Below are 26,850 nucleotides of genomic sequence, written 5' to 3'. Positions count from 1 at the left end.
GCAAAGCTTTGTTAGCCTCAAGCACATTCGTTTGCTAAGATTTTTTCTACCTCAACCCTGCTTGAGACAACCCCTGTGGGCGAACAACAAGCTGAACGAGGCGCTTTACATCATACAAGCGCGCCGCGTGCGCAAAAAGGCAGGAAACTTCTTACTCGCAAACCCGGGCAAATCGCGCACGAACACCGAATGAACGATCGCAGAAGGCACGCGCCCAAAAGGGCACAATGCGTTGGTTCGCGTGGCTCCCTATCGTCGGTTAGTCCGGAAGGCGATCGACAGGTTGAAAGCGTGAGCCCATAACGACGCTCTGTCCTCCTACCCGTAATCGCCAGGTTCCGCGCCAACGGGGAGAGTCAAGTCGGCTCGCAAGTTGTCACATTGAATCAATGCGCCGGCGACCGTATCCCGGGACGCATCTAGCTGCAGAGTCTTTGCAATACAGACAAGGCACCAGACTAAGGTGGGCAGGCGAAGATGTACGCGTGCACGCTTCTGCAAGCGCATCTCCTGAAGGACCGGACATCATTCTAACTCTTCCAGTGTGCCGGGTCGCTTTACGGCGGTTATCGGGAAGCTTTTGTCGGAGAAGACCAAGTCGTTGACTTGTCGCGTGCTCCAAATGGCTTCGTATTACAGCCGTGTGCGACACGTGTCGCACACGGCTGTAATACGAGGAGGCCCGTTCAAAAATAACCCTGAGGGTTGTTTGCTTTTCCGTAAATCGGCTAATCTTGGGCGCCTGAACAACGGACCAAGGAATCCCAGCACCGATCATTGATGACGAACTGCGTGCACTGATCGAAGCGCTACATTCGCCGGCCAAACTGCGACGAAGGCGATATCCGGGGCGCCTCCCAGCCTCGGACCGCACAGCGCTCAATGGCATCCTGTTTGTGCAGAAGACAGGGATGCACTGGAACCATCTACCGACCCAGTTGGAATCCGCTCGGAAGTGACCTACTGGCGTCGGCTGCACGACTGGCCGCAGGCTGGGGCGTGGGACAAGTTGCGCGAATCTGGCCAGCTCGATCTCTTATGCGCGCTCGTCGGCTCATCGTCCGAGCGATCCCGACCGGCGCGAACCACAAAGATGTTACGCAATTGCCGCCGCTGATCGATCCCATCCCGCCAGTTCTCGGCACACGCGGCGGCCGCGTCGCAATCCCTAAGTCATCTACGCCAACCGACGCTTCGATTCCGTTGCGCATCGCGCCGCCTTCGCGATTGCGGCATCAGGCCGATAATCGCAAGGCGCCGCACCGAACACGGAAGCGGCTTCGGAAAATGCCGTTGGGTCGTCGAATGAACTCACTCGCGGCTTCATGGTTTCCGTCGTCTTCGCATTCGCTTCAAACGTCGCGTTGACATTCATGACGTATTCCTCAAGCTAGCCTGCGCGCTGATTTGCTGGGACATCTTCAGCCGCGCTGAGCTGCCTTTTTTAACTCACTTCTAAGTGAAAAATATATGCGCTATACATTCCGTCTCGGTTTTGTCGAGACGTGCGCCAGTGCATTGGAAATTTACCTGTTCACAAAGGCCGAATCAAACGGCCTGCAGGCTATGCGATATCTGGCCGCCCTGTGTCGTCAACAGCCAATGTGTTGGCCAATTCGGCCATGAAATATTGCGGCGAGAATCAACCGTATAGCATGCGGCAATAAGAAAAATACAGGGTCTTGGGAGAAGACTTTGCAGACCACACATTTCCGGGGAAAAGTAAAATGGACTTGGTACATACTCTGCCGCACAGCTCGCGGCAAAGTGCCGCGCCGGCGCGAACGAGCTCTCTGACTCGCGTCGACATCGCGCTGTTTAACGGATTCGCATTGCCTACAGTCGCGGCAATTATCGAAATTTTCCAGAAGGCGAACTCCCTCGCCGCGGCGCGATCGGGCCGCGCACGTTACGACGTCTCGCTGCTGTCCGCCGCAGGCGGCCGCATCGCAAGTTCGTCATCGGTATTTGTCTGGACCGACGATGTCCAGTCGCACCGAGGCACGAACGACACGCACCTGTTGTACATCGCCGGCGGCGTCGGGGTAGAGCAGGCATCCCGCGACGAGCGGTTGAGCAACTGGCTGCGCCGCAGGCATCCGTTCAGCGAGATCGTACATCCAATCGCGGAAGGTCAACTGCTGCTCCAGACAGCCGGGCTGCCCGGGCGCTACTGCCCGCTACTTTACGACGGCAACGAAGCACACGGGCGGCATCCGGCGCGGTCGCTGACACAAGCGCCGGACGCCGTATCGACGGCGCTACGGATCGTCGAAGAGGATCTCGGCGCCGATTTGGCACAGCAGGTGACCGAGTCGGTCGCCCCTCAGGCCAAGGCGCCGGTTAGCTCGTCAATCAAGCTTGGCGTGACGCCGCAGATCAGCCAGAAAATCCTGGCATCGGCGCGCTGGCTGGAAGCGAACGTCGATCGCCCCATTTTAATCGACGATGCAGCACAAGTTGCGGCGATGAGCGAACGCAACTTCCTGCGCCGCTTCAAGAGCGAGATCGGTATGACGCCTTCCGACTATCTGCTTCGCGCACGTCTGAATATGAGTTGCCGGATGCTCGTTGAGTCGCGTCTGCCAGTCGACAAGATTGCGCGCCGCTGCGGCATCGGCAGCGGCGCGCAGTTGTCGAAGCTGTTCAGAAAATATCTGGCGACGACTCCGACGGACTATCGGATTCGTAACCACGTGGCCCTGTAGCAGCCTCAAGCATACGCATCGGATCAACGACACGAGCCCAATCCAAGGAGCACCACTGCCGTACCTTACTTTGACATCGCACTGCACGGCGCACTGAAATTCCAAACAGGTTTGCTTACTGAGCAGGCACCCCACAGCTATCGCCGACCTTGAGCCTGCAGACCGATTTGTTGATCGACGAACTTGCTTATGACATGGCGCTTACACGATGGGTGACGATATCATCGAGCAGCGTGCCGAAATCAGCGCGCTACTCGTCTCTCCGCGTCGACCGAGAACACCGCCCTTTACGTACACGGTACGCCGTTGTCGAAGTACTTCGCCAAGCAGCTAGTGCGTATCGGTGTTGTTTGACGCTATTTTTCAACGAAGCCGGTAAGCACTGCGGCAGCCCCCTAACATAAATGGGCGCCACAGATCCCCTGCTCGATTACTGCCGGCGACAGTCTGCCGAGACTAAATAGAGCCTCTTCACATTCGCGTTGGTAACCAAAATCGGACACGGTCAACACGTCCGAGAAGCTTGCACAAAGGGCGCATGCCGTCTACGGACGGTAGATATTGATTATATCGGCCATTATCGTGGTTCATTCAGCCGAGTCGTCATTGCACGGATACGATTTCGGTAACATCAAAACCAGTCAACTCGTTCGTCGACCCAAAGAAGGATCGTCCTACACGGTCCGCCGTCCGATGGCAACGTTCGAATCGGCGGCTTTCAACTTCAGGCTGATTAACCTATCAATGTGCAGGGAGTTATGGGCGAATTTATTCCAGAGTATCTGGTCCGCGAACAGGCGGCTGTTGGCGCGATGGTGTTGTTCAGCATTCTACGCATCGTCGCCGCTGCTGTCGGTTTCGAGAAGGGCTGGCGTTTGGCGATCATACAAGGCTATTGCATCGTGATCGCCGTACTCTACTGCCTGCCTCAGCTATTTGACCTCTTCACATACTCGTATGGAATGCAGGCCGCAGTTGCGGCCGCGGAGCTCGAGGGCAAGGCTGCGGGCTCGGCGATGGCGCTCTTTTTCGCGCCCATTTTGAGTCACAAGCTCGGCTACGAGTAGTTAGCTTTCATGTCTCAAACCTATGTGACTCCAGCTTCCTATCAATATGCCGCACCGATCGTTCAACCAACGCTGGCCAACAGCGATGGATACGTCGGGCTCAGTCTGCAAATAGCATTGGCAGTGGGGTCGCTCCGTATGCGCCTTGTCGTGACGCTACGCATCAGATCAAAGATAGCGTTACCAAACTCATCGAGGGGTTGTAAGTGGTCGAAAATTTTATGCAAAGACATTTCAGAATGTTGAGCGCACGCAGCCGCACACTTTCGAAGGATAGTTCATGATTCTGGTAACGGGCGGCGCCGGTTTTATCGGCGCCAATTTCGTGCTCGACTGGCTCAATGCGTCGGACGAAGCGGTACTGAACGTGGACAAGCTGACGTACGCCGGCAATCTGGGTACGCTCAAGTCGCAACAAAACAATCCGAAGCACATTTTCGTGCGCGCGGACATCTGCGATCGCGCTGCGCTCGACGCGCTCTTCGCTGAGCACAAGCCGCGTGCCGTACTGCATTTCGCCGCCGAGAGTCACGTGGACCGTTCGATTCATGGCCCGGCTGATTTCGTGCAAACGAACGTGGTGGGCACCTTCACGCTGCTCGAAGCGACTCGACAGTACTGGAGCGCGCTCGGCGAAGCCGACAAGGCCGCGTTCCGCTTTCTGCACGTTTCCACCGACGAAGTATTCGGCTCGCTCTCCGCAACCGATCCGCAATTTTCCGAGACCACGCCGTACGCGCCGAACAGTCCTTACTCGGCCACCAAGGCAGGTTCCGATCATCTGGTGCGCGCCTACCATCATACGTATGGCCTGCCGGTGCTCACCACGAACTGCTCGAACAACTACGGTCCGTACCAGTTCCCCGAGAAACTGATTCCGCTGATGATCGCCAACGCGCTCGGCGGCAAACCGCTGCCGGTCTATGGCGACGGTCAGAACGTGCGCGACTGGCTATACGTCGGCGACCATTGCAGCGCGATCCGCGAAGTACTCGCGCGCGGCACGCCGGGTGAGACGTACAACATCGGCGGCTGGAACGAGAAGAAGAACCTCGACGTGGTCCACACGCTGTGCGACCTGCTCGACCAGTTGCGTCCGAAGACGGGCGCGTCGTACCGCGACCAGATCACCTATGTGAAAGATCGCCCGGGCCACGACCGTCGTTATGCGATCGACGCGCGCAAGCTCGAACGCGAACTCGGCTGGAAGCCGGCGGAAACGTTCGAAACGGGTCTTGCCAAGACGGTCCAGTGGTATCTGGACAATCAGGAATGGTCGGACGAGGTCGCCTCGGGCGACTATCGCAAGTGGGTTGAGACCAACTACGCGCAGCGCGCGTAAGGGCACGGCAATGGCGCGCAAAGGCATTATTCTCGCGGGCGGTTCGGGCACACGCCTGTATCCGATCACGCACGTGGTTTCCAAGCAGTTGCTGCCGGTTTACGACAAGCCGATGATCTACTACCCACTGTCCACGCTGATGGTGGCGGGCATTCGCGACGTGCTGATCATCTCCACGCCGCAGGACACGCCGCGCTTCGAAGCGATGCTCGGTGACGGCAGCCAGTGGGGCATGAATATCCAGTACGCGGTTCAGCCTTCGCCGGATGGGCTCGCGCAGGCGTTCATCATCGGCCGGGATTTTGTGGGCAACGATCCGTCGGCGCTGATTCTCGGCGACAACATTTTCTACGGCCACGATCTCGCGAAGCAACTGGAGCGCGCCAACGAGAAGGCCGACGGCGCCACGGTCTTCGCGTACCACGTGCACGATCCTGAACGCTATGGCGTGGTCGAATTCGACAGGCAGTTCCGCGCGCTGTCGATCGAAGAGAAGCCGGCCAGGCCGCGCTCGAACTACGCGGTCACGGGTCTGTACTTCTACGACAGACAGGTCTGCGACATTGCTGCGGACATCAAGCCGTCGTCGCGTGGCGAGCTCGAAATCACGGACGTCAACTCGCGATATCTCGCCAACGCCGCGCTCAATGTCGAGATCATGGGCCGTGGTTTCGCGTGGCTCGACACTGGTACACATGATTCGCTGATCGAAGCCGCGACCTTCATCGCTACGCTGCAGAAGCGCCAGGGTTTGGTGGTCGCGTGTCCGGAGGAAATCGCTTACCGGCAGCAGTGGATCGACGGCGAGCAGTTGCAGGCGCTCGCCAGACCGCTCGCGAAGAACGCTTACGGCAAGTATCTACAAAACCTTCTTACGGACCAAGTGGCATGGCCATCCAAGTAACCGCAACCGCGCTGCCTGAAGTCAAGATCATCGAGCCCAAAGTGTTCGGCGACGCGAGAGGCTTTTTCTTCGAGAGCTTCAATGCGAAGGAATTCGCCGAGCAGGTCGAGCCGGGCGTCGAGTTCGTGCAGGACAACCATTCGCGCTCCGCGAAGGGCGTGCTGCGCGGGTTGCACTACCAGGTCCAGAATGCGCAGGGCAAGCTCGTGCGCGTCGTCGAAGGTGAAGTGTTCGACGTCGCGGTCGACATCCGCAAGAGTTCGCCGAATTTCGGCAAGTGGGCGGGCGTGGTTCTGTCGGTCGACAACCATCGACAGTTGTGGGTCCCGCCCGGTTTTGCGCACGGTTTTGTGGTGCTGTCCGAGTCCGCGCAATTCCTCTACAAGACCACCGACTACTGGTATCCCGAGCACGAGCGCAGCATCGTCTGGAACGATCCGGCCATCGGCATCGAGTGGCCGATCAAGGAAGAGCCGCTGCTGGCGGCGAAAGACGCGGCAGCCAAGCCGTTAGCCGATGCTGCCGTGTTCGAATAAGGTCCCAGAGCGTGAGTCAATATCATATGGCGAGGACGGCAACACAATTGCAAACTGGAATGAAATTCCTGGTCTTGTCAGGAGATGTAATGAGACTGTTGCACGCTTGGCTTTTGTGTCTTTTGGCGGTGTCCGCCTCCGGCTTCGCTCAGAGCACATCGAGCCGGCAATCGGCTCTGTCGACTTACTCCACCGGTGATGCGAGCGCATTGGACTATACGTCGGTTGATCCAGCCACATTGACTTCTTACTCGTCGACTGGCTTGACAGTGTCAGATGATTCGGACACGTCGAAATTGGGGCACTACAAACGTCGCTACGCCGGCCACCAACGTCGACGAGACCTCGACGACAGGAAGGAGGCCAGCAGTTCGCCTTACGAGCCACCAAACCTGACCAAAGAAGCGACCCTAGGGAAAGATTTGATAGACGAGCCAGATTACCTCACCAACATGATGCTTGAATCCACATCTGAGACTGGCGACAATCTTGCCCTTGGCGAAAAAAACAAAAAAGGGCGCCAACTAAGGTCTCAAATGTCAAAGAAGCAAGCGCTTAAGTCGTCTCTTCTATCCCAAGGCCGCTCCGCAGACACGAATAACGTTAGCTCCTATTCCGAAGCGACTTCATCACTTGACACCACTGAGGCGTCGCCCAGCTACAAGCGCTTCAGGCTAAGCCCCGCAATGAAGTCCTACAAAGGCATGCTAAGCGGTGCGGATGCCAACTGACAGGGTGTTTACAGGTTCGTACATACCCCCATTTCATCTCCGCATATATGGGGACAAGCGGATCAATACCGCTTCCTTTGGTATCCGCAATCGCCGCTCGCAACGACCGGCCTTCGGCCTGAAGGCCCAATGTTTCGCACAATAGTTTGCTGGGGCCTTGTCGAACGCTCGGTTCCAAACTGGTAGACTATGGCGCTGCCTGCTTTGGAGCCATCGTGCGAGATTTGCCAAGACTGACACGCTTAAGAAACATCGGCGAGAGTCTCGCCCTCGTGTTCCTTGCCATTGCCGTTTGCATTGCCGTCTTGATCAGCAAGATCTGCGGCAGCGTCGGCGCCGTGTGGGGATACCGTAGGCATCGCCACCAACAACAGAGCGGCGAGATGGACGGATATATGCGGTCGCTGCATGAGGCGCACACCAGTAGCACGTCTGAGAATCGGGCAGAACATCGTGTGAGAAAACGTCACGAATCCAATCAACGCCTCGAGCGCCGTGCTAGCGAGGAGAATGCCTCTGCCCCTCCCTGCCCGGCAGAAGACGCTCACAGCCGAGACTGAACGCGAGACCACAAGCCCGCCCTGCGCGTGCCGACGCCGGAAGCGAATCTAATTATTTAGAGTCGGCGCGTCGCGTAGATCCTGAACAACATTATCTTCCACAGAAACCCTCATTGGATTATCGGTGCGGATCCAGGCATTGATTCTCGCCACGTTTTCCTGTCCCGTTTCACCAGAAAGGAAACGCACAGACCGGGACGTGCCAGTCGAAACAAAAATCCGGTTCCTTGTGACCTGCCATTGTCTGGACAGGCTTCCCGGACCAACCCAGATCGCGTAATAGCAATCGCCAACCAACTCATTCTCGTAGATTCGACCGAAATTCCATCCTTTGCTCGCCGAGTTGGCACCGGTTACAACGTGACTGCCTCGCCCCAGCATCTGCTCTTTTCTCACCCTTCCGCCCGCGATCCATTGGGGAGAAAAACTTTTATTCTCGTATATTTCAGCATTCCCAGCGCAATAAAAATGAATATTATTGCATTTATTCAAAATATTATTCATTACGCGGATGCCGCGATTTCGCTCAGATATCCAGATCCCGCCCACCTCTGCATATCTGCTATTTGACGCAATAGCGCATTGATTCAGCGAGTTATGGTGAATATCGACGTTCAGATTCGAATTATTCACACCGTGAGCATAAAAGAATTCGGAAAACTGGTCCACAGTATCTCTGGCTAGCAGAATGCCAATGGCATCGGTTCTCGAAATTTTGTTGAAGGAAACTTCACCTCCCGACACGCCGCCCAAGAAAATTCCTCTAGCGGCACCATCCTCGCAAGTGTTATCCGAAATTGTGACGTTCAAGCTATATCTCTGGCCTGAAGTATTCCCAACGTATGATTCATCATTTCCCGTGAACCAAGTTACGGCAACACAATCGTCCCCCGTGAAACTCACGCGATTTGAAATGATTCTTATGTTGGCTCCGCAACCCTGACAAGTTATGCCGTCGGCTTTGGTACGATGGACATAATTGCCGTGAATATAAACATTGGTCGATTTTTGCACCCAGATCCCGGCCGACCAACTTCCATCGATCTCCATTTCTGAAATTTCTATCCCTTGAACTCCCTCCGCATATATTGCAAAATTATTGTCGATCCGTGTAGCGGGCGCCGATACGTAAGCAATTTTTCCATTTCGCAACTGCAGATTCTGGCATCCGCCTAGCCCGGACGAAGATTTGAATGTGAGCCCCGACGGCGAAGGACCTGTCGGGGTAGGCCGGTCTATCAGGAGGGTTGAACCATTCAGATCCAATGCGGCGTTCTTTAGATCAACGAATACGAGGGGCTGGACGCGATAGACCTTTCCCTTTCCCGCAACGACCTCGACATTGGAATGCAAGGCTCGCGTGAAATAATCGGTATCGTCGTCAACTCCGTTACCCCTCGCACCCGTCTCGTCGATACGAACGATAGTTTCGTTGCCGTTCAGCCCGGAAATGCCAGACGAAACAGCTAAACCGTTTTTCGCAGTACGTCCCAAGGATGGCAGCAGAAAAGACATGCCGCTCAGGATAGCTTTCACAACGGAGCGTCTTTTCTCCGGGCGATCAACCAATTTCATCGGCTCTCCCCCGACCGCGAACCAAACGTCTCCGCCGACGGAACGGCGCCGTCGCCCGATCCGTCAGCTCGCTCGTCCATCGTCGGCGCTACTGCGTCATAAACCCTTTCATGTTGGGCCGCTATCTCGTCCCAAGTAGGCGCAATATTCCTTCGTACCGGTGGGCTCCAAGGCCCGGTCCAGTCCAGAATCCTTGCCGCTATATTTGCAGGATCATCGTCCGCGGCAACCAGGAGCACACGCTCGTCACTCGAAGGCTCATACCCCGTTCCACACTGCTCGAACTCGTCCTCCGCGTTCGGAAATGTGGAAAGAACCCGCGTTCCCAGTTCCGCGGAATACCAGAAACTTCCTCGTCTCGCTGAAAGACCGTCAGAAAATAGCTGAAGAACCATGTCACACGCAGAAAGCGTTAAAGCCAGTTCATCCGCCCGCTCGATATAACCACATAATTCGACATTGCTTTCCAGCCCATACTCCGCAATTTTCCCACGAAAATTTTCCCGTTTCTCGTCGTGCCCGTCCGGAAAGTCGCCGCACATAACCAGTTTCACTGCGCAACCTTTGCTGAGCAGTTCCTTGACGATATGCAGCATTTTTTCCGGCTGCTTCCATTCATAGACGAATCCGAAAAAGCCTAGCACTAACTGCCGAGTGCACCCGCTATCGTTATGCCCGCTTTTTTCGACGCACAGGCGCGACAGCGCATTTTCACGTGCTGCCAGAATACCGGCTGCTTCAAGTTCTGGAATATCGACATTCACGGCGATCGGAATGACAAACTGCTGTTGAACACGTCTTATATACTTCGCGATTCGTGAACTCAAAAACGCTTTCCGCTCCCGTTCAGAGGCAAAGATGAGAACGTCTGCCAGAAGAATGGTCAAGCAAACACTTGCACGACGCAACACATGCATGCTTCTCCATTCGTGCAATGTGACGGCCAGGCGGCTCGATCGAAAAAACATCCGACCAATGACCGGCATAACACCTGGCATGACAGATGTTCCCCACCCTTCAACCGGATATTGAATATGCACGATATTCGATCGGCTAAAGAATCGAAGAAATCCAAGCCATTCAAGAATATTCCCTGGTTTGAACCTTGAGTGAACAAAGCCAATCCTGGTGCCAAGAGGTGCTCGTCGGCCTAGAGCTGCTGCCACCTGTTCCGCATAGTCTCCGATACCGTCACGATCAATTGCGGGGTCGTGACCAACCACGTAGTCGACATGAATCATATAATCCTCGATAAATCTGGCCAACTACTCCATAAACCCCGCGGTGCCCACCGCCTCTGAGTCCGGAATTACTGCCTGATACATCTGCAGCATTTTTTCGTTCATTGCCTGCGATTTAAAAACGCTGGTATAGCGGTCACGCGCTGCGCGCCTCAAGAGGGTCAGGTTTTCAAGCTCCAGGTCCGAGAAAAAGGCGACCGCCTTCTCTCCGTTTTCAAAATCGAGGTGATAGCCGCTAATTGCGTGTTCCACGATATCCGGCAACGCTCCAGCCACATTGCATATCACCGGCGTGCCCGCTCTGAGTGCTTCAACGGCAACGAGGCCAAAGCCCTCCCAACGCGAAGGCACCACAAGAGCGTCCGCGAGTTCATAAAAAATCTGCAAAGCATCTCGTTCCTGCCAGCCGATGATTTGCACGTTCTCAGGACACGATCCACGGACCTGAGCCCACCAGCCGGAATTGACGACCGCCTCCCCTACCACCGTCAATTCGATATCTTTTCGTGCAGCCAGTCGAAGCGCGTTGAACAACAGATCGACACCCTTCTGATAGTCCAGCCGACCGACGAATAACAGCCGTATTACGCGGCTTTGGGATGAGACACACTGATTCCGCGGCGCGTCCGACACGACATCGGAGATCCCGCTTACGATCAGTTCAAGCTTCAGTTTCGGCAAGCCGGCGTCGAGTGCAGCGTTATACTCGTGTTCGGAAATGCAAACGATCTTGTTACACGCCAACGCGAGCATAGTTTCGATCTTCTTCCACAGCCAGTTCGTGCCCTCGGCACCCTGGCGCAGATACGACCAACCGTGCGGACAATAAATTACCTTCGTCTCCTTCCGTACTGCCATCAACACAACACGACCAATGGCGCCGGCAAAAGAGCTGTGCAGGTGGATGACGTCCGGCCTTTGTGTCCTGACGATCTTGAGAATCGCGAGGCAGAGATTCAGCATCGTAGAGAAGGAACGCCCCTGTCTCCTGAATTCCCAAGCAACGGCTTCGTGGAACTCGCTTCGCCTCTCATCTCCTTCGCGCGGGACGATTATGTGGACATTGTCCGCTCCGTACAAACCGACCTGGTACGGAATAATTTCCGCCAAATACGATTCGATGCCGCCCTTCAGGGTCTCGCACACGTGCACTATTTTCATTAGGTCCCCCCGATTGCATCTCGAGCCAGAATCAAACTCACTTGCTGGTCAATGTAGTTTTTTGAGGTCAGCGTTTCGTTGCGCGCGCGATAGAACGCTGCGCGCTGATAACTCCTTCGTGCCGAGACATCCGTGGCAAATTTCCTGACTTGCGAACCAAGCGATTCGGCACTTCCGGTCTCGTAGTACATGATTTCGCCTTCGTCAAAATAGTCAGTCAGTCCTCCGGTATTTGCCGCGATAACAGGCACGCCCAGGAACGCCGCCTCCAGTACACATGTAATGCCGGACGCATGCATGTTGCTTTTAAGCGGCACGACGACGAGGTCCGCCCAGGCATACGCATCCTTGACTTCAGCCAGCGAATTCGCGGACTCTATTTCCCAATCGTCTGGATATGACGCGACAGATTTCTTGAAGGTGCGGCTAAGCACCCGGATGCGGACGTCGCGCGCCTCGGACAGAGCAGCACAAAACGTCTTCCAGTCGCGATGTTCGTCGTTGCCAATTGCTAAAATTCTCAGCGCCGAGTCGTCCCGTACAGCCGGGAGTTCCTCAGCCGAAAAGCTGTCATGACAAATGCCGAATTTCACCGACCTTGCGTTGATCCGGCTGTCGAGTTGATTCAGCCAGTCCTGGTTCTGGCTCGACAACGTTATCACCAGATCTGCCTTCCTCAAAACGGCTCCGAGGATCCTTGCGCCGAACTTACTTTGCTGTTTCAGTAGGTCTGGGGACCAGATAATCTGGCATACCGTCTTTCCTTTTATCAGCCACGGGAAAACTGTCCTCAACAGTAGAACAGAGAACGTTTCTCTATCCGTGTGTGTAAAGATGTAGTCGGCCTTTGCCATGCCTCTGATATTTCTCACAGCATGCACAAGATCAGCCCGAAAAATTCTGGAGATACTTTTTCTTATAATCCTGGAAAGGTAGTTTTCGTTAACTGATTGCGAGTAAAACACATCGAATCCAGACTCCTCCAGATAATGATATCCATAGGGAGATCTGTCCGGTCGAATGCCTTCTTCGAAGGATTTCTTCCAGTTCTCAACGGAAATCTCGGCCCAAAGCAATACGAATGCTTTTCGCACGACTCACGCTCCGTTCTCAGCGAGAACCACATTTGGGAGCGCCTTCGTCCAGCATTCGTAATAACCAGAGTTTTTGCCGTACGAGTTATCAATCAAAACAATTTGCTTGTCTAGCAAGGCACCGAGAATATGCCCATGCAATCTCGACGTCACAACGCGCTCATATTTCGAGAAGAAATTCACATTCGCTTCGATGATTGAACGCACCATCGGCAAGTACATTTTCCACGGACGAACTAGCCTGACCGGAGCCATCCCGGCAACCCGATGAAATTTGCTCGACCATTGCTCGAGAAACGGTGCCGAAAACTTTTGCAAATCGTTCCAATCCCCTTGGAAATCCATTGCATGAACCGGCAATTCCGAGACAGGTGAAGCCTGCGGCTGCTCTTTGTCTCCACGAATGAGCCAGAGCGTCCCTTTCGCGGCGCCCGGCATTGCAGGTTTGAATGGCGCTGACCCGTAAAGCCAATGCGCCATGTCCGGCAAGAGATAGACCTTGTCGCTCAGAAAGTCCAACGCAAACTTGTGGCTTTTTTCATCTCTAACGCAGATGTGCAGATTTTTATGACTTCGGAAAATTGCCGCCGACTCCTTGGCCTTGGCAATATCAGAAAAATGAATCGTCTGCGGCAAGAGAACAATTTTATTATTGGAGAATCGCGTCACGATTTGTTCACGGAACGATTGATGCCACGGATAAAGGTCGCCGAAATTACCTCCTCCCTGCAATACGATAGTTCTGTTGCCAACCGCGCTTCTTGAAAGTTGCGACTTCTCCTTCAGACTAAATCGGTCGTCGATCACAATATTGTTATCTCGAAAGAAATTCTCACTTCCCTGAAATATCAAAAGATCCCCGATATTGAAGTAAACGGGATAGTCGGCAAATATTATGTGCTCGCCCTGCGGAATGATTTCCAGCAACGACGTCAGTTTGCATTTAATTGAATTCATTTAGCCTACCCGTTTAAAAAACTCCAAGGCCCCACCCCAGTCGGTTCGTGAAGGCATCCAATTTTCAGATCCGGTCTCAAAAGCACTCTTAAACATCACCCACGCTACAGTGAGTTTTAGAACGGAGGACATCAGAATCCCGGTCGCGACGCCCACGACACCAAGCTGCAACCCGAGAAAATACGCGAATACCATCGCGGACAAACCGCCCACCAACTGGCGGATCGCCCCCTTATGCGGTTCGCCTACCGCACTGAATGCCTGAGAAACAATCAGGCTTCCTCCGGCCACACAGGAGTCCATAGACAGAATGCACAGCACCTTGACAAATCGGGAAATCTCCACGTTCGCGATAAAGAACGACGACAGCATTACCGGAGCCAGGCAGCCCACCATTAGCACAGACAAAACCGTGATATATCGGAAATTAACCGCGGTTTGTGCCACCACTGCACTTCTAGATTTTCCGATTGCCTTTGCCAGAAGCACTTGACTCAACGAAATTGGGATCTGGCCGACGCCTCGCGCAATTGCTGCGACGATCGTATAAACGCCCACCTCCCGCATTGGCATGGACAGTGCAATCAGCGCGATCTTATCCACCTGCCAAACCAGGATATTCATTACATCGCCAATCCAGTACAGCGAGGCCAGGCGGCCCAGCTCGCGAACGTCCTTGCGGCCCACCACTCCTCTACTTTTGTATTCCTTGACGCAGATGAGCATCGCATACGCACTGCTTACCAGCGATCCTGCGGCGTAGGCAGCGAGATAAGCTTGCGTTTCCACCACCGAAAAAAGACCGAAAACCAGAATTCCCAGTGCCGTCACTGCGGGCGACATCAATCGCGAGACACTAAATACATGGAACAGCTTTTCGGTTTGGCATGCTCCCGAAAACAGCGCGTAGAGGATCGTCGAATCGGTCAGAACGATTGTCCAAATTGTTACCAAATTTCTATCGGCCGAAATTTTGCTGGCGATATATGGCGCAACTTTCAGGCTTAGGAGCGTACCCGCACCAATGGAAAAAATGGCACAGACAATCAAACATCTAAAAAGACTTTCCGCGCGCTCGGGGAATCGTTGCGTCAGGTAAACGAAACCCAAATGAAGACCGAAGCAGCATATCGAAGCTAATAATGGCGGATAGGCCATGATCGCCGTAACTGCGCCGCGCGTGCTTAAACCGGCGAACAGTGACGTAAGGGCCACGTTCCCGAAATTCAGCCCCAATATCGCCACGTTCGATCCCAGCGCCTGGCGAAAGAGTGAGTTGAAGTGTCGCGTCATATCCGCACTCTCATTGAGTTCCCGGTAGCTATTCGTCTGGAACCGCGGTTAAACACCCACTCAATCAAGGCAACGAAAATCACCAGGAATAAGTACCGGTTGGTATAAAACACCGCCAACACCGGGTCACCGTTTCTAAATAAAAACCAGCAATACATGATAAAAATCATGTAAGCGCTCAGGAAACTCCAGTTTTTTCGCGTTCTGCTCTTCAGCCATCGATCAACCCGGCCGATAAGGTATCCGAGCGCAATCCCATATGGAATCAGGCCAAGCCACCCGAACACGAGAAAGGCGTAACCAAAAATCGTCGGCGGAATTCCCCAGCCCGAAATTCCCATCGATCGCTCAACCAGAATGTGGTCTAGCGGGACATATGAGTCGAACGGCATGAACGGCGAGACAAGCGCCGTGACGTGAAGCCAACCATAATCGTAATCAGTCAACGCGATGCCCTTCTGGTACACATTCATGATCTGATCGAGTACCCAGAATTCGGACGTGTCGAGTAAAGCCAAAGGAACGGCGGCAGCGTCGCCAGGCTGAAATCCGGATCTGACGAGAAACAGCAGGAAGAGCATTCCCGCCGCTGCGAAGCCGATTAGTGCGAGCCTTTGCAGTCTAACCACGGACTTCCTTGCAACCAGCGTGACGATAATCGCCATCAATACGTCGAACGCATACTCGCGCTTGATGAAGCAGACCGCCATCACCAGCGAACTCCCGCACAAAACGGAATAGAAAATCACCATTTTTCTAGATTTCTCGAGCGCAAACAGCGCTGCACTTACGATAGCGAATCCCGAAATCAGCGTGTAAATCGACCCGTTCTTGCTCGCGGAACCCACCTCGTCCTGAGTCGCCGCGAAATAAGTCTCCGCGTTGTAATTGGCGATCAGTCCCTCCACCCCACCGACAGCCTTTAAATAGCTGACAAAGAACAGGATGGAACAGGCAATCATGAATAGACTGAGGATGACCGCCAGCTTCGAACCCTTTGCCGGTGCACCAAGGGGAACGCTATCTGTCCCACTAAGCTTGGTCCCAGACAAAAACGCGTAGACAAATAGAACTGTTCCAATGATCCATTGGTTGTCGTCACTGAGATCGAAACCCGAAAATTTGTCGATCGCACCCAGCAAAACCAGGGCGGCGCGCGGCAGCACGTAAAGACTAAATACAATGAGCATCACAAACGCCGGTCCGGCGAGATTCTTCTTGGTCGCCTCCAATAGCGAACACGCGATCGTCACCAAACAAATGATTCCGAAAACGGGATAAATCTGAGCCCCAAGCGCGGCAAAAAGCGCGCTCAAGCCCAATAGCAAATTTAAGGGGAGTGCCCTTCGCGGTGTCGAATATGTTCCAAAGGTTGCCATAGCGGTTCGTCAGCCGGGACGCCGAAGTTGACCTGACAGGCCATGTGCCACCCCGGTCGCAATCGCTACGGCTCCTGCGTAATTTCCCCTTATGACACGGCGAGCGAGCCTGCCCGACAAGGAGACGAGTAGCGGAACGACCCAGTGATATTTGAAGTGGCTTCTAAGGAAAATGACCGAGCCGCGAGAAAAGAAGTAGTCAAATCGAGGGCTTCCTTTGCCGACTGTGTTCGACTCCGCATGCATGACGATCGACTTGTCGGCAAAGGAAATCGACCAGCTCTTTTTCGTCAACCGGAAACAGTAATCAGCGTCTTCCCAGTAGAGAAAGTACTTCTCTGAGAGCGGCCCGATGTCCTCGTACGCATCCCGGCGAATCAGACAACTTGCCCCACACAGGTAGTCCAGCTTTGTGTCGGCCGTAAAATTTTCAACGTGCATCGATCGACCGGTAATACGGTTGATTACTCCGCCGCCGGCACAGATAGTCTTTTCGACATCGTGCAGATGGACAATCCGCGATCCGACCGCGCCTATGGCATCACTCTGTTCTGCGACCGACACGAGCTCCGACAGCGTGTCTTTGCGAACGATGGTGTCGTTGTTCAGCAACCAGAAGTATTTGACCGCCGAGTCCCGCAACGCATTCATCGCCAGATTGCATGCAGCGGCGAAGCCGTCGTTGGAATCCGAGTGTATAGCCTTGACCGACGGTTCAAGCTCCATGAATCGTTCATAGGAGCCGTCGCCCGAACAATTGTCTACAACGACTATGGAATAAGAGCCATAATCGAGTTGTTCAAGCGATTCGATACAGCGCAACGTATCCTTGGCGTTTTTATAATTCACAAGGACCACAGCGACGTGATGAGCGTCGGCCAACGTGCTCGACGGAGGACTTTTTCCGTCGTGACGACGCGTGCTGATTGACGAGATCTTGTTCATTTCGTTAGTTGACCGTATTCATACGCGTAGTACCGCCCATATCTGCGACCGTAGCCGAGCGCGGTGCGAGGCAGATCGTTAAGCAATGCGCCCTTCAGTGCAACCCCGCCGTGCTGCAGTCGCCGAACGGACTCAATGATTTCATGCAGCGGATGCTGCGCATAACGCAACGCCAAAAGTGTTGTCCCGGCATGCTTTCCGATAATCGCGGCATCCGTCACAGCGAGGACTGGCGGACTGTCCACGATCACTAGGTCGTATGAAGTACGCAGTTTCTCCAGCATTTCCCCGAATCTCGCGTTGGTCAGCAACTCGGACGGATTCGGCGGCACGGTTCCGGTCGAAATGAAATCGAGCCCCGGAAGAACGTCCCGCTGAATAACTTCGTCCAGACTGATCTCGCCCAATATGCAGTCACTCACTCCTGGTTCCCGTGCCAAACCAAAGCAATCGTGCACGTGTCCACGACGCAGGTCACAATCTATTAACAACACCTTCTTACCGGAGGATGCCAGTATCGTTGCGAGGTTGGCGACAATGAACGATTTGCCCACGCTAGGGCTCGGACTCGTGACCATGGCGACATTGTTCTCAGCTTCGAGCATGGCGAATTGAATTGCCGTTCTCAGGCTGCGCAAACTTTCGACTGTCGTATCCGCGGGATTCTGGTGAGCAAGGATATGAAAGCCTTTTACGCGCTGACGAACCGCATCGTCCAGCGCGCGTTGCTCTTCGCTGTGTGGAATCGTTGCAAAGATGGGCAAACCAGTAGCGCGCTCAATCGCATCACCACTCTCAACGCCACCAAAGAACGCTTTCCGCACAAACGCGCTCGTCACGCCGAAAATGGCGCCCAACACAACACCCATTGCGATCACTAAAGCCTTCTTCGGCTTGATCGGCTCTTCCGAATCCTGTGCAAAATCGACCACGCGCACGTTGCCGACTTTGCCCGCCTTCAAGACACGGAGCTGCTGTGCACTATTCAGAAGGCCCGTGTAGAGATCCGTATCGACAGCAACATCGCGCATAAGACGCAAAGCGCCCTGCTCCAGGTTGGGCAAGCGGGAGATTCTGCCGCCGAGCGACTCAGTTTGACCCTTTGCGGACGCAATCTGCTTATCGAGCGCAACGACACTCGGATGCTCCTCCGTGAAACGCTGCCTCAACTCGAGCCGTCTTTGCTGCAACTCGAGAAGGGCGGTGTTCGAATCCACGGATTGTTGCAATATGAGCTTCGCTTCTTCACTCAGATTGACAGTGCCTTTCTCATTTCTAAAACGGTTGTACTTGGCCTCCGCATCGTCAAGCTGGCTCTTCAACTGAGGGAGCTGGCGGTCGAGAAACTCGATGGTTTGTTGTGCTTCCGCCGATTTCAACGCAACGTTTTGCGTCACGTACTCGTTAGCGACCGCATCCAAAATACTTTTGGTCTTCTTTGGATCCGGTCCGTTCAGGGTGACGCTGAGGATACCGGACTGCTTGCCCTTTTCTTCTATCTTGAGATCGTCCTGAAGATCCTCCACCGCCTGAAGTTCGGAACTGCGCTTGAGAATGAACTCAGTTCCTGGACGAGCAGCCAGCCTCGCTACGAGCAGCGTGACTTCACCGTCGTCGACCCGGCCTCTGGCGACACGATTCAACTTTCCTTCGAGCACGAAGTCGCCCGAACTCTTCAATATGTAAGAGTCACGACCGGTAGTTACCAGCGTGAATTTTCGCTTCCAGTATGTTTTTGGAACGTCGAATTGATTGACCTGAATGCTCTCACCGCCCCAGGCAAAGCGGTTCAGACCGAGAAATGACGGCGCGATTTCGGCCGGCTCGGGCCCCGACATCCTGCTCTCGTAGCGATTGCTCACCCATCCGCCAATGATCGGAAAATGCCTGGGCGTGGCGTCGATAAAGAGCTTCAAACTCGAAACCGCGGACCCAACCACAAGTCGTGATCGCAGAAGTTCGATCTCCGCGGTGGTTGCAGATTTGGCGTCCAGGAGTGGCGCGAGATCGCCAAGCAGATTCTTTTCGGAGAGGTCGGATTCTTCGACCTGAATCAGAATATTAGCTTCGTAGATGGGGCGAGCGCCGAAGGCGTAGATGACGCTGAGCGAGACCACAAACGCCATGATTCCCGCAATGAGCCACCGCCCTTCGTATATCAACGAAAGGTAATCGGCAAACGAAACGTCGTCATCGGCACTGGTAGCGTCAAGCGACGCAGGTAGATTAGCAGCCATTTGTTACCTATATTTATACGTTCAATTCTTCCAGCGCGTAAGACCAACGCCTCAAGCCGGTTTCGATCGACGCAAACGCATTCTCAAACTCAGCTTTGCCTTTCTGGTAAGGGTCAGCCACGTCGAATTGTTGGAAATGGCCCACTCGATACGTTCGGCCTGTTGCGAACCTGTAGGTGTCCTCAACCCTCTTCTTCTGGTCGGCGGACATGACCAGAATCATGTCCGCAGCCTTAACCATGGACCAACTTAGTTGTCGGGCCACGTGCATCTCCAGACAGAGCCCTCGTTCTGTCATAACCGACACGGCAAACGGATCGGCCTTTCTTCCAATCAGCGCGTTCAATCCCGCGGAGCTAACATGGAGTTGTGGAAACAGATCATTAGCCAGCGCCTCGGCCATAGGGCTTCGGCAGATATTCCCCTCGCAGACAATCAGAATGGAATTGACGCTCATTTCGTCACAATTGCAGTGGTTAGACCGGCGTTGATCGCTGGCAAGAGCAGGCTCAGAACACGGCTGAATCGGACAAGCCCGCTCCCATCCACATACACCACGTCCTTCGGATGCAAGTGGAACTCGTTCGCCAGAATCATTGATACGGGCGAGCGGGCGTCCAGGTGGAAGACTTCGGGCTTTGCACCTCCGGAACTGCGTATTACGTAGAGTTGCGCTGCGTCGGCAGAATTCGCGTTGATACTTCCCGCCTGAGCCAGAGCTTCACTAAGCGTCAGCGCGCCGTTTCTCGACGGATAGGCAGTAGACGGTTTATTTACTTCGCCCATGACATAGACGCCGCTTTCGTCTCGCGAGACGACTCGCAGCAGATCACCGTTCTGCATCAAGATCTTTGAAGGGTTCTCTCCGCGAGCAAGCATCCTCGCGAGATCTATCGGATAGGAGACACCGTCGCGCACCAATAGCAATCGGCTCTGGTCAGCGCTGTCAGCGAGTCCACCTGCTCGAGTGATCGCCTCGTAGAGCGTCATCGGAATGTCGGTTATGGATACGGCTCCCGGATTCCTGACCTGGCCGTCGACGTAGACCTCTTTGGCACGGTAGGACGCAACCCTGACCGTGACCTGTGGATTCTCGAAGACTCGCCTCAAGGCGGCGGCAATGCGATCCTGGGCCTCCCCAACTTGAAGGCCGCGGACAGCAATCTTTCCAGCGTACGGAAACCGAACCGTACCGTCTTTTTCGATAACGAAACCGGCTGCCGGATCCGTACTGCGTTGTACGTTTGTCTGGGTCTGCTGCATGCCCTGTGCAACTGCAAGTTCAGGATGATCCCAAACCGTAATCTGCAGTACGTCGCCTACTCCAAGCGTATATCCGGAGGTGTATGCGAAAAGCTTGTTGCTTTCAACCGCGGTCGGTTGCCCCACTTCATCTCGCATCGTCCTGATCAATGCGGTATTGATGTCGACTATCGGAACCTGAAGATCGACTGGCGGAGTCTGCGCGTCGCCACTAGTCAGCGGTAACGTTGCAGGTGTCGTCATTCGCATTCCAGGAGCGACCGAGCAGGCCGACAGAATTACGCTTGCAGCTACTCCGGCCAGCAATTGAAAACCGCGACGGCAATCAGTTCCTTTACAGCCAACGGCCCACTTCCACAATAATGCCATCAGATAATCCTTCAAATGCTTTTCATTGATTTCGAATTCGGCGGCAGCGTCAATTGCAACAAATCGCACGATCTCCCCGTGAATCGTGTATGAAAATGCGTTGCCCATTTCCGCCTGCGGTTCGATTGACCGGTAGATTTCCGCACAATCGACACGGTAACCGTGCCGAGGGTCCGCACACGCCCGGCGGCTAATGCTTCTGTGCGCCGACTGAGGATCACGCGCGGACTTATATGGAACCTGCTCGGGTTGCTGATTCGTTAATAGGCGTTGCTGCTCACCAGTCCCTTAACCATCGTCGCAATCACAATTCGCATGTCCAATCCAAATGACCAGTTCTGCAGGTAATAGAGATCATGTTCGACGCGCTTCTGCATCTTCTCAAGTCGATCCGTCTCCCCCCGGAACCCGTTTATCTGCGCCCAACCGGTAATGCCAGGTTTAATCCGATAACGATGGATATAACCATCAACAACCTTTTGATATATTTCGTCATGCTCAATCGCATGCGGCCGTGGCCCAACCACCGACATGTCGCCGCGGAGCACATTAAAAAACTGCGGCAGTTCATCGAGACTTGTCTTGCGCAGGAGCGCGCCTGCTCGCGTGATGCGTGGATCGCCCTTGGTCGCCTGAGTGACCACGCCAGCTTTCTCGGCATGAGCACGCATAGTCCGGAACTTATAGATCCGGAACACCTGCCCATCTGCACCCTTCCGATACTGCGTAAAGAAAACCGGACCGCGCGACGAGCACTTCACCGTGATCGCGATTACCAGCAGCAACGGCGTCAACGCGAGCAGCGCCAGCGCCGCGAACAACCGGTCGAAGATCTCTTTCTGCACCATTGCCCGTGCGGGCAGTGGCGACGCAACCAAGCTGATTGCCGGCGCGCCGATCAGATCCACCACGCCCGCGTCGAACAACGCCATGCTGCGCACATCCGGGATGAAGCGGATGTTCACGAGGTCGTCGCGGAATTCGTTCACGAAACGTAGCATGGTCTGCGCTTCCGACAATGGCAACGCCAACCAGATTTCCTGAATCCCGCTCTTTCGTACGTGTTCGGAGAACTTACCGAAGTCCTCAAAAGTGGGAATGCCTTTGGGTGCGAAAACTTCCCCCGCGCCAACCTCGAATAGAGCCGACATGCGGAAGCCGCTCGCGGGTGCGGCCAGCACCTTGCTCACGACTTCCCTGCAATGAACTCCGCCGCCAACTACGGCGACGTTGCGCAAATTCATACCAACGTAGCGCACGCTACGCAGCACCGTATGCAGCAACAGACGCGATCCGATCAAGCCACCCGCGCTAGTAGCGGTCCAATAAATGAACCAGAGGCGTGAGATCATATCCGTGCGATGCACGGAGAACATCAGCACGAGCCCGCCCGCCTGGACCAGCAGCCACGCCAACGAAACCTGCCCGCTCAGACGCAACAACGAGCGACCGCGCCATGATTCATAGAGGCCGAATACCGGAAACGAGACCAGAGCAAGCGCGACCGAAAACGTGATGAATGCGCCATCCACCCGAGTCTGCGCCAGATCCTCAAAGCGAATGTTCGATGCCAGAAGCGCACCGGCCACGATGACAATCACGTCGACAAGCCGCGCCAGTAACCCTTGTATTCCGAGCATGTTGCGATTTCCCCGCCAGAAGATGGACAACGTGTTGCGCCAAAGCGTCACGCCCGCCCGTATGTATCGTCCAACCGAATAATGTCGTCTTCACCGAGATATGAGCCGGACTGCACTTCGATCAATTCGAGCGGCAGCTTTCCCGGGTTCTCGAGTCGATGCGCCACCCCCAACGGAATGAACGTCGACTGGTTCTCGCTCAACACGAATTCCTCATTGCCGCGTGTGACCAATGCCGTGCCACTCACCACTGTCCAATGTTCGGCACGGTGGTGATGAAGTTGCAGCGACAGGCGTCCACCCGGGTTGACCACAATCCGCTTGACCTGGAAGCGCTCACCTCGGTCGATCGAATCGTAGTAACCCCACGGACGACGGACCTTGCGATGAACCTCCGCTTCAGGCGCCTGCAGTGCCCGCATCCGGCTAACCACACTCTTCACCTCCTGGAGGCGGGAACGGTCGGCTACCAGCACGGCGTCGTCTGTTTCAACCACCACCACGTTGGTCATGCCAACGCACGCGATCAGACGCTTCTCGGAATGAGCGAAGCTGGAAGTGGTACCCTCAAAAACGACACGGCCGCGAGAAGCGTTGCCATCATTGTCTTTCTCGAGTGCATCCCAGACCGCGTCCCACGAACCGAGGTCGGACCAGCCCGCGCTGAGCTGCACCACGACACCTTCCGCCAAGCCTTGTTGCGATCCGAGGTGTTCCATCACCGCATAGTCGATAGAGTCGGTCGGGGATGACTTGAACGCTTCCGCGCCCGGCCGGAAAAAAGAAGAGTCGCTGTGACCCTGCACCTGCGCCTGCAGACACGCGTCATACATTGCTGGCTGAAGCCGCTTGAGCGTCGTTAGCCACACGCTCGCGCGCAAAACAAAGATGCCGCTATTCCACCAGTGCTGGCCCGACGCCGCGTATAAAGCAGCGACTTCTGCCGCCGGCTTCTCCACGAAGTGCTCAATGAGATGCGCACTGCCACTAATCTCATCACCGAGTTTGATATAACCGAAACCCGTATCGGCACGCGTGGGTGGCACACCCAGTGCGACGATCGCGCCTCGATCGGCGTGCTGTGCGGCCACAGCGATTGCCGCCTGGAAGGCCGCAACGTCGACGATCGCATGATCCGCAGGCATGACCAGCATGATCGCGTCATCCCCATCGGTGCACGCCATCGTGGCCGCCAACGTCAGTGCCGGCGCAGTGTCACGGCGAGCCGGTTCCACCACGATACGTGCCTCGAGCCCCTGTTCACGCAACTGCTCCGACGTCACAAAACGGTGCTCGTTTCCACAGACGACAATCGGAGTAGCCACCAATCGCCCTTGCACATTGAAGCCTTTCACCCGCTGCACGGTAGCTTGCAGCAGCGATTCCGACCCGAGTACGTCAATCAACTGCTTCGGATACTGTTCACGCGACACGGGCCACAGCCGTGAGCCAGCCCCGCCGGCGAGCACCACCGGGACGAGCCGGACGGGCGCAGCGGAGAACCCCTGTTCCGTCGAAACCGCCTTGCGGTCGTCAGCGTACGCGACCGTTTCATCCGTCGATGTGTTCTCCATATGCAGTCCTGTTTGTGGTTCCAACTTGAGCAGCCTTCGCAAAGCAGTGTTTTGCTCTATGCTATTTATTTCATGTGGCGCAACTGTTGATCCCAGCCCATTTTGATGGACTTTGGTACACGGACAGTTGCACTGCCGAATCAGAAAAAACAATGCGGTAACCCTTCGGCCACTGGTCGACATGATCCAGCAACCGGGGTCGTTCGTGACTCTCAATAGGACTTGCCCATCTATGCAACATCATCTTTGATGGACTGAACCGATGTGATATTCGTGGCGTCTCCAGCCACTTTCGACTTTCGCCCGCCGATTGCGTGAGCGAATTCAAAATGCAAATCGCATCCTTCTTAGAAGCCATGCGCAGTTTTTGACTCAACCGTATTCCGGTGTCAATCGGTCCACGCTCACTTCCGTCCCACTGGTAACGCTATTGCTACTCGTTGCCCGCGTAAAATCGCGCTTTCTCTTTCGTATTTCGGTTGTAGTCGTAACCGCTAACCTGAAAAATGCACTGCGACCTCAGTTGCAGTGCATCATACATAGGCCGCCTTCTCACGTTGTATGACTGACGGAAAACGCCAATATGTTGGCGTTTTAGCCCATTCGGTTATCACGCCTCGGAACGGGCACCCTTTTGAGCCGATGGGGTTCGCCACTTCGAGTGGCGCGATCACGCCGTCAATTTATAGCACCCTCGCGTAGATGCGTCCCGCGCCGAATTCAGTGGTCTGATCGTCGCCTTTCCCGCGTACGTCTGGACGAAATCTGCAGATACCACGCTAGAGGGCTCCCAACAGTTTTGCTCGATTTGGCTTGCAGCAGACGCAGAGGCTTGTCACGTCAATCGAATTCCGCCGTTCGGGCGTTAGTTTAAGTGCCGACAATGCACCGTTCAACGAAAGACAGCTATCGACTTTTTCGAGATCGAAAACGCACTCAGCGCCGTCTCCTGATTTGCCAAAGATCCCTGGGCTTGGCGCGTCTTGGCAAATGTCCATGGCAGCTACGCCACCAATCTGTCCGCCCTGCGTCGGTTTGGTTGCCGATTGCAGACAACAGCCGGCGAGGTGGCGAGCGCTGTCGGAGCCACGTCCAGCCGGCTCTCGACGCATTTTCTTGCCATGTACGACAAAGACGGAACTGGCGGCCTTCACGAGAACAACAGATATCCCGTAAGAGACGCAATTCCAACCAACAGGCTAAGAATTGCCCACAGCCGCAAGCGCATCATCAGTTTGGCACGTGATGCTTCCCAGGTTCCACGCGCCCGATGTGGCTGAAACTCGAGAAATATCAATGGCCGGTCGTGCCGCTTCCCAACCTTCAAGGCGGAGAACACGCTAAAAGCCAGATAGACGAACGCCCATCCGAAGCAGAGGTGTGCGAGGACAGAAAGATGAATTACCATATATTTCACCGACTTAGGACGAACGATAGAGATTCTTCAAGACTGCAGGCCGCCACTTCACGTTTCGTGACAAACGTTTGGCCGTATCCGTCTAATTCATTGATAGTCGGAATACCATTTTCACTCCCTTGCACAACACGACCTGCCCTCCCTGCGTGAAAGCCGCGCCGCATCTTTTTGGCAAACGTATCCGTCAAAGATGTAGCTCAATCCGCCACCCTAAATACGGATTCTCAAAGTGATGTCCACAGCACGGCTAGCCAACCGGTCCATATGAGAGGGCGGCATGTCGGATGTTGAAAAGCAACTATTGAAATTTTCAGTGCAACATAGATTGATCGCACTTCTGCTCGCGAGAGTCAGCCGTACGACTCAGCCCCGTGGACGACATCTACCAGAATTTCTCGCACGTCCGCTCCAGGAGCAATCCTTGGCGCTGGATGCCATCTCGGCATCCACACTGCCGCAACGGACACGAACCGATCTCGCGCAGCGATAATCGTCGAATCGAAAATCACTAACAAGCTCGTGGATGACTTTCTCATGTGCTGACCGGCCCGCCCCAGACCAGAGGCATAGCCAGCTCATCACGATTTCAAAGGCACCTGCCTAGCCGCGTTTCCACCGCCTAGAGAGAGTCAAATTTTAGAACCGTTATCGACGCCCTGCACGGTCCGACCCTCGCTCTCCTTTCGCAGCTTTCAAAGCTCCTTTCTCGATGTTCCGCCCGTCGAGCAACGTGCGATTCTTACCGACGCATTCAGTTCGTCCGTGGAAGCAGGTCGGAAGAAGATGACTGCGCACGACAACAACCCCGATGCATGCCGCCAAATCTGGCGCGCCGGGGAATTGAATCCAGACATGAG

General features: G+C 54.8%; 19 protein-coding genes and 1 pseudogene. 7 read left to right on the top strand and 13 right to left on the bottom strand.

Translation table 11 applies throughout. From position 1 onward, the window contains the following. Positions 1-761 precede the first annotated feature (761 nt). From B0G75_RS33295 to B0G75_RS33265, 7 genes and pseudogenes are all read left to right on the top strand, one after another. A pseudogene (locus B0G75_RS33295) lies at positions 762-1,459 on the top strand (transposase). A gap of 268 nt (positions 1,460-1,727) precedes the next feature. After that, positions 1,728-2,708, top strand: coding sequence for a GlxA family transcriptional regulator (locus tag B0G75_RS33290; protein WP_106285602.1), 981 nt, complete (start codon positions 1,728-1,730; stop codon positions 2,706-2,708). A gap of 758 nt (positions 2,709-3,466) precedes the next feature. Further along, entirely contained in the window at positions 3,467-3,775 is a 309-nt protein-coding gene (locus tag B0G75_RS33285) for a hypothetical protein (RefSeq protein WP_106285601.1), read from the top strand. 280 nt (positions 3,776-4,055) lie between these two features. Continuing rightward, a complete protein-coding gene (gene rfbB / locus B0G75_RS33280) occupies positions 4,056-5,117 on the top strand; it encodes a dTDP-glucose 4,6-dehydratase (RefSeq protein WP_106314157.1) in 1,062 nt (353 codons plus the stop codon). A gap of 10 nt (positions 5,118-5,127) precedes the next feature. Then, positions 5,128-6,021 (top strand): glucose-1-phosphate thymidylyltransferase RfbA, encoded by an 894-nt coding sequence (gene rfbA, locus B0G75_RS33275; RefSeq protein ID WP_106314156.1) that lies wholly within the window; start codon positions 5,128-5,130, stop codon positions 6,019-6,021. Beyond that, a complete protein-coding gene (gene rfbC / locus B0G75_RS33270; RefSeq protein ID WP_106286079.1) occupies positions 6,006-6,557 on the top strand; it encodes a dTDP-4-dehydrorhamnose 3,5-epimerase in 552 nt (183 codons plus the stop codon). The genes rfbA and rfbC overlap by 16 nt, the downstream gene beginning before the upstream one ends. An 89-nt stretch (positions 6,558-6,646) precedes the next feature. Then, positions 6,647-7,288 carry a dTDP-4-dehydrorhamnose 3,5-epimerase gene (locus B0G75_RS33265; RefSeq protein ID WP_258194818.1) on the top strand — a complete coding sequence of 214 codons (642 nt, stop codon included), beginning with the start codon at positions 6,647-6,649 and terminating at the stop codon, positions 7,286-7,288. Between the two features lie 608 nt (positions 7,289-7,896). Here B0G75_RS33265 and B0G75_RS33255 read toward each other — a convergent pair. From B0G75_RS33255 to B0G75_RS33195, 13 genes are all read right to left on the bottom strand, one after another. Next, entirely contained in the window at positions 7,897-9,423 is a 1,527-nt protein-coding gene (locus tag B0G75_RS33255) for a right-handed parallel beta-helix repeat-containing protein (protein WP_106286081.1), read from the bottom strand. After that, on the bottom strand, positions 9,420-10,664 hold the full coding sequence (locus tag B0G75_RS33250) for a glycosyltransferase (RefSeq protein WP_106286106.1): 1,245 nt from the start codon (positions 10,662-10,664) through the stop codon (positions 9,420-9,422). Before B0G75_RS33250 ends, B0G75_RS33255 begins: the two co-directional genes overlap by 4 nt. Positions 10,665-10,688: 24 nt before the next feature. Continuing rightward, entirely contained in the window at positions 10,689-11,825 is a 1,137-nt protein-coding gene (locus B0G75_RS33245; RefSeq protein ID WP_106286082.1) for a glycosyltransferase, read from the bottom strand. Further along, positions 11,825-12,919, bottom strand: coding sequence for a glycosyltransferase (locus B0G75_RS33240; RefSeq protein ID WP_106286083.1), 1,095 nt, complete (start codon positions 12,917-12,919; stop codon positions 11,825-11,827). The genes B0G75_RS33245 and B0G75_RS33240 overlap by 1 nt, the downstream gene beginning before the upstream one ends. A gap of 3 nt (positions 12,920-12,922) precedes the next feature. Further along, positions 12,923-13,876, bottom strand: coding sequence for a polysaccharide pyruvyl transferase family protein (locus tag B0G75_RS33235; RefSeq protein ID WP_106286084.1), 954 nt, complete (start codon positions 13,874-13,876; stop codon positions 12,923-12,925). Then, a complete protein-coding gene (locus B0G75_RS33230) occupies positions 13,877-15,169 on the bottom strand; it encodes a hypothetical protein (protein ID WP_106314155.1) in 1,293 nt (430 codons plus the stop codon). Then, complete coding sequence (locus B0G75_RS33225; RefSeq protein ID WP_106286086.1) at positions 15,166-16,548, bottom strand: O-antigen polymerase; 1,383 nt, start codon at positions 16,546-16,548, stop codon at positions 15,166-15,168. The genes B0G75_RS33230 and B0G75_RS33225 overlap by 4 nt, the downstream gene beginning before the upstream one ends. A 9-nt stretch (positions 16,549-16,557) precedes the next feature. Further along, entirely contained in the window at positions 16,558-17,493 is a 936-nt protein-coding gene (locus B0G75_RS33220; RefSeq protein ID WP_106286087.1) for a glycosyltransferase family 2 protein, read from the bottom strand. Continuing rightward, complete coding sequence (locus B0G75_RS33215) at positions 17,490-19,730, bottom strand: polysaccharide biosynthesis tyrosine autokinase (RefSeq protein ID WP_106286088.1); 2,241 nt, start codon at positions 19,728-19,730, stop codon at positions 17,490-17,492. Before B0G75_RS33215 ends, B0G75_RS33220 begins: the two co-directional genes overlap by 4 nt. A 13-nt stretch (positions 19,731-19,743) precedes the next feature. Continuing rightward, positions 19,744-20,187, bottom strand: a complete 444-nt coding sequence (locus B0G75_RS33210; RefSeq protein WP_106286089.1) for a low molecular weight protein-tyrosine-phosphatase — start codon at positions 20,185-20,187, stop codon at positions 19,744-19,746. After that, entirely contained in the window at positions 20,184-21,242 is a 1,059-nt protein-coding gene (locus tag B0G75_RS33205; RefSeq protein WP_106286107.1) for a polysaccharide biosynthesis/export family protein, read from the bottom strand. Before B0G75_RS33205 ends, B0G75_RS33210 begins: the two co-directional genes overlap by 4 nt. Before the next feature lie 380 nt (positions 21,243-21,622). Beyond that, a complete protein-coding gene (locus tag B0G75_RS33200) occupies positions 21,623-23,002 on the bottom strand; it encodes an undecaprenyl-phosphate glucose phosphotransferase (RefSeq protein ID WP_106286090.1) in 1,380 nt (459 codons plus the stop codon). Between the two features lie 47 nt (positions 23,003-23,049). Next, the gene (locus B0G75_RS33195; protein WP_106286091.1) at positions 23,050-24,576 is read right to left on the bottom strand and encodes a mannose-1-phosphate guanylyltransferase/mannose-6-phosphate isomerase; all 1,527 of its coding nucleotides are present in this window, start codon (positions 24,574-24,576) and stop codon (positions 23,050-23,052) included. Positions 24,577-26,850: the final 2,274 nt, after the last annotated feature.

The sequence above is a fragment of the Paraburkholderia sp. BL18I3N2 genome (assembly GCF_003001875.1).
GTDB lineage: Bacteria > Pseudomonadota > Gammaproteobacteria > Burkholderiales > Burkholderiaceae > Paraburkholderia > Paraburkholderia phytofirmans.
Note: the sequence above shows the minus strand (reverse complement) of the source record. Positions and strands in the feature narration are given on the sequence as shown.

Bases quoted from the DNA above. Each gene is read 5' to 3' on its own strand.
- B0G75_RS33290 (WP_106285602.1), top strand. From the start codon at position 1,728: ATGGACTTGGTACATACTCTGCCGCACAGCTCGCGGCAAAGTGCCGCG.
- B0G75_RS33285 (WP_106285601.1), top strand. From the start codon at position 3,467: ATGGGCGAATTTATTCCAGAGTATCTGGTCCGCGAACAGGCGGCTGTT.
- rfbB (WP_106314157.1), top strand. From the start codon at position 4,056: ATGATTCTGGTAACGGGCGGCGCCGGTTTTATCGGCGCCAATTTCGTG.
- rfbA (WP_106314156.1), top strand. From the start codon at position 5,128: ATGGCGCGCAAAGGCATTATTCTCGCGGGCGGTTCGGGCACACGCCTG.
- rfbC (WP_106286079.1), top strand. From the start codon at position 6,006: ATGGCCATCCAAGTAACCGCAACCGCGCTGCCTGAAGTCAAGATCATC.
- B0G75_RS33265 (WP_258194818.1), top strand. From the start codon at position 6,647: ATGAGACTGTTGCACGCTTGGCTTTTGTGTCTTTTGGCGGTGTCCGCC.
- B0G75_RS33255 (WP_106286081.1), bottom strand. From the start codon at position 9,423: ATGAAATTGGTTGATCGCCCGGAGAAAAGACGCTCCGTTGTGAAAGCT.
- B0G75_RS33250 (WP_106286106.1), bottom strand. From the start codon at position 10,664: ATGATTCATGTCGACTACGTGGTTGGTCACGACCCCGCAATTGATCGT.
- B0G75_RS33245 (WP_106286082.1), bottom strand. From the start codon at position 11,825: ATGAAAATAGTGCACGTGTGCGAGACCCTGAAGGGCGGCATCGAATCG.
- B0G75_RS33235 (WP_106286084.1), bottom strand. From the start codon at position 13,876: ATGAATTCAATTAAATGCAAACTGACGTCGTTGCTGGAAATCATTCCG.
- B0G75_RS33230 (WP_106314155.1), bottom strand. From the start codon at position 15,169: ATGACGCGACACTTCAACTCACTCTTTCGCCAGGCGCTGGGATCGAAC.
- B0G75_RS33225 (WP_106286086.1), bottom strand. From the start codon at position 16,548: ATGGCAACCTTTGGAACATATTCGACACCGCGAAGGGCACTCCCCTTA.
- B0G75_RS33220 (WP_106286087.1), bottom strand. From the start codon at position 17,493: ATGAACAAGATCTCGTCAATCAGCACGCGTCGTCACGACGGAAAAAGT.
- B0G75_RS33215 (WP_106286088.1), bottom strand. From the start codon at position 19,730: ATGGCTGCTAATCTACCTGCGTCGCTTGACGCTACCAGTGCCGATGAC.
- B0G75_RS33210 (WP_106286089.1), bottom strand. From the start codon at position 20,187: ATGAGCGTCAATTCCATTCTGATTGTCTGCGAGGGGAATATCTGCCGA.
- B0G75_RS33205 (WP_106286107.1), bottom strand. From the start codon at position 21,242: ATGCGAATGACGACACCTGCAACGTTACCGCTGACTAGTGGCGACGCG.
- B0G75_RS33200 (WP_106286090.1), bottom strand. From the start codon at position 23,002: ATGCTCGGAATACAAGGGTTACTGGCGCGGCTTGTCGACGTGATTGTC.
- B0G75_RS33195 (WP_106286091.1), bottom strand. From the start codon at position 24,576: ATGGAGAACACATCGACGGATGAAACGGTCGCGTACGCTGACGACCGC.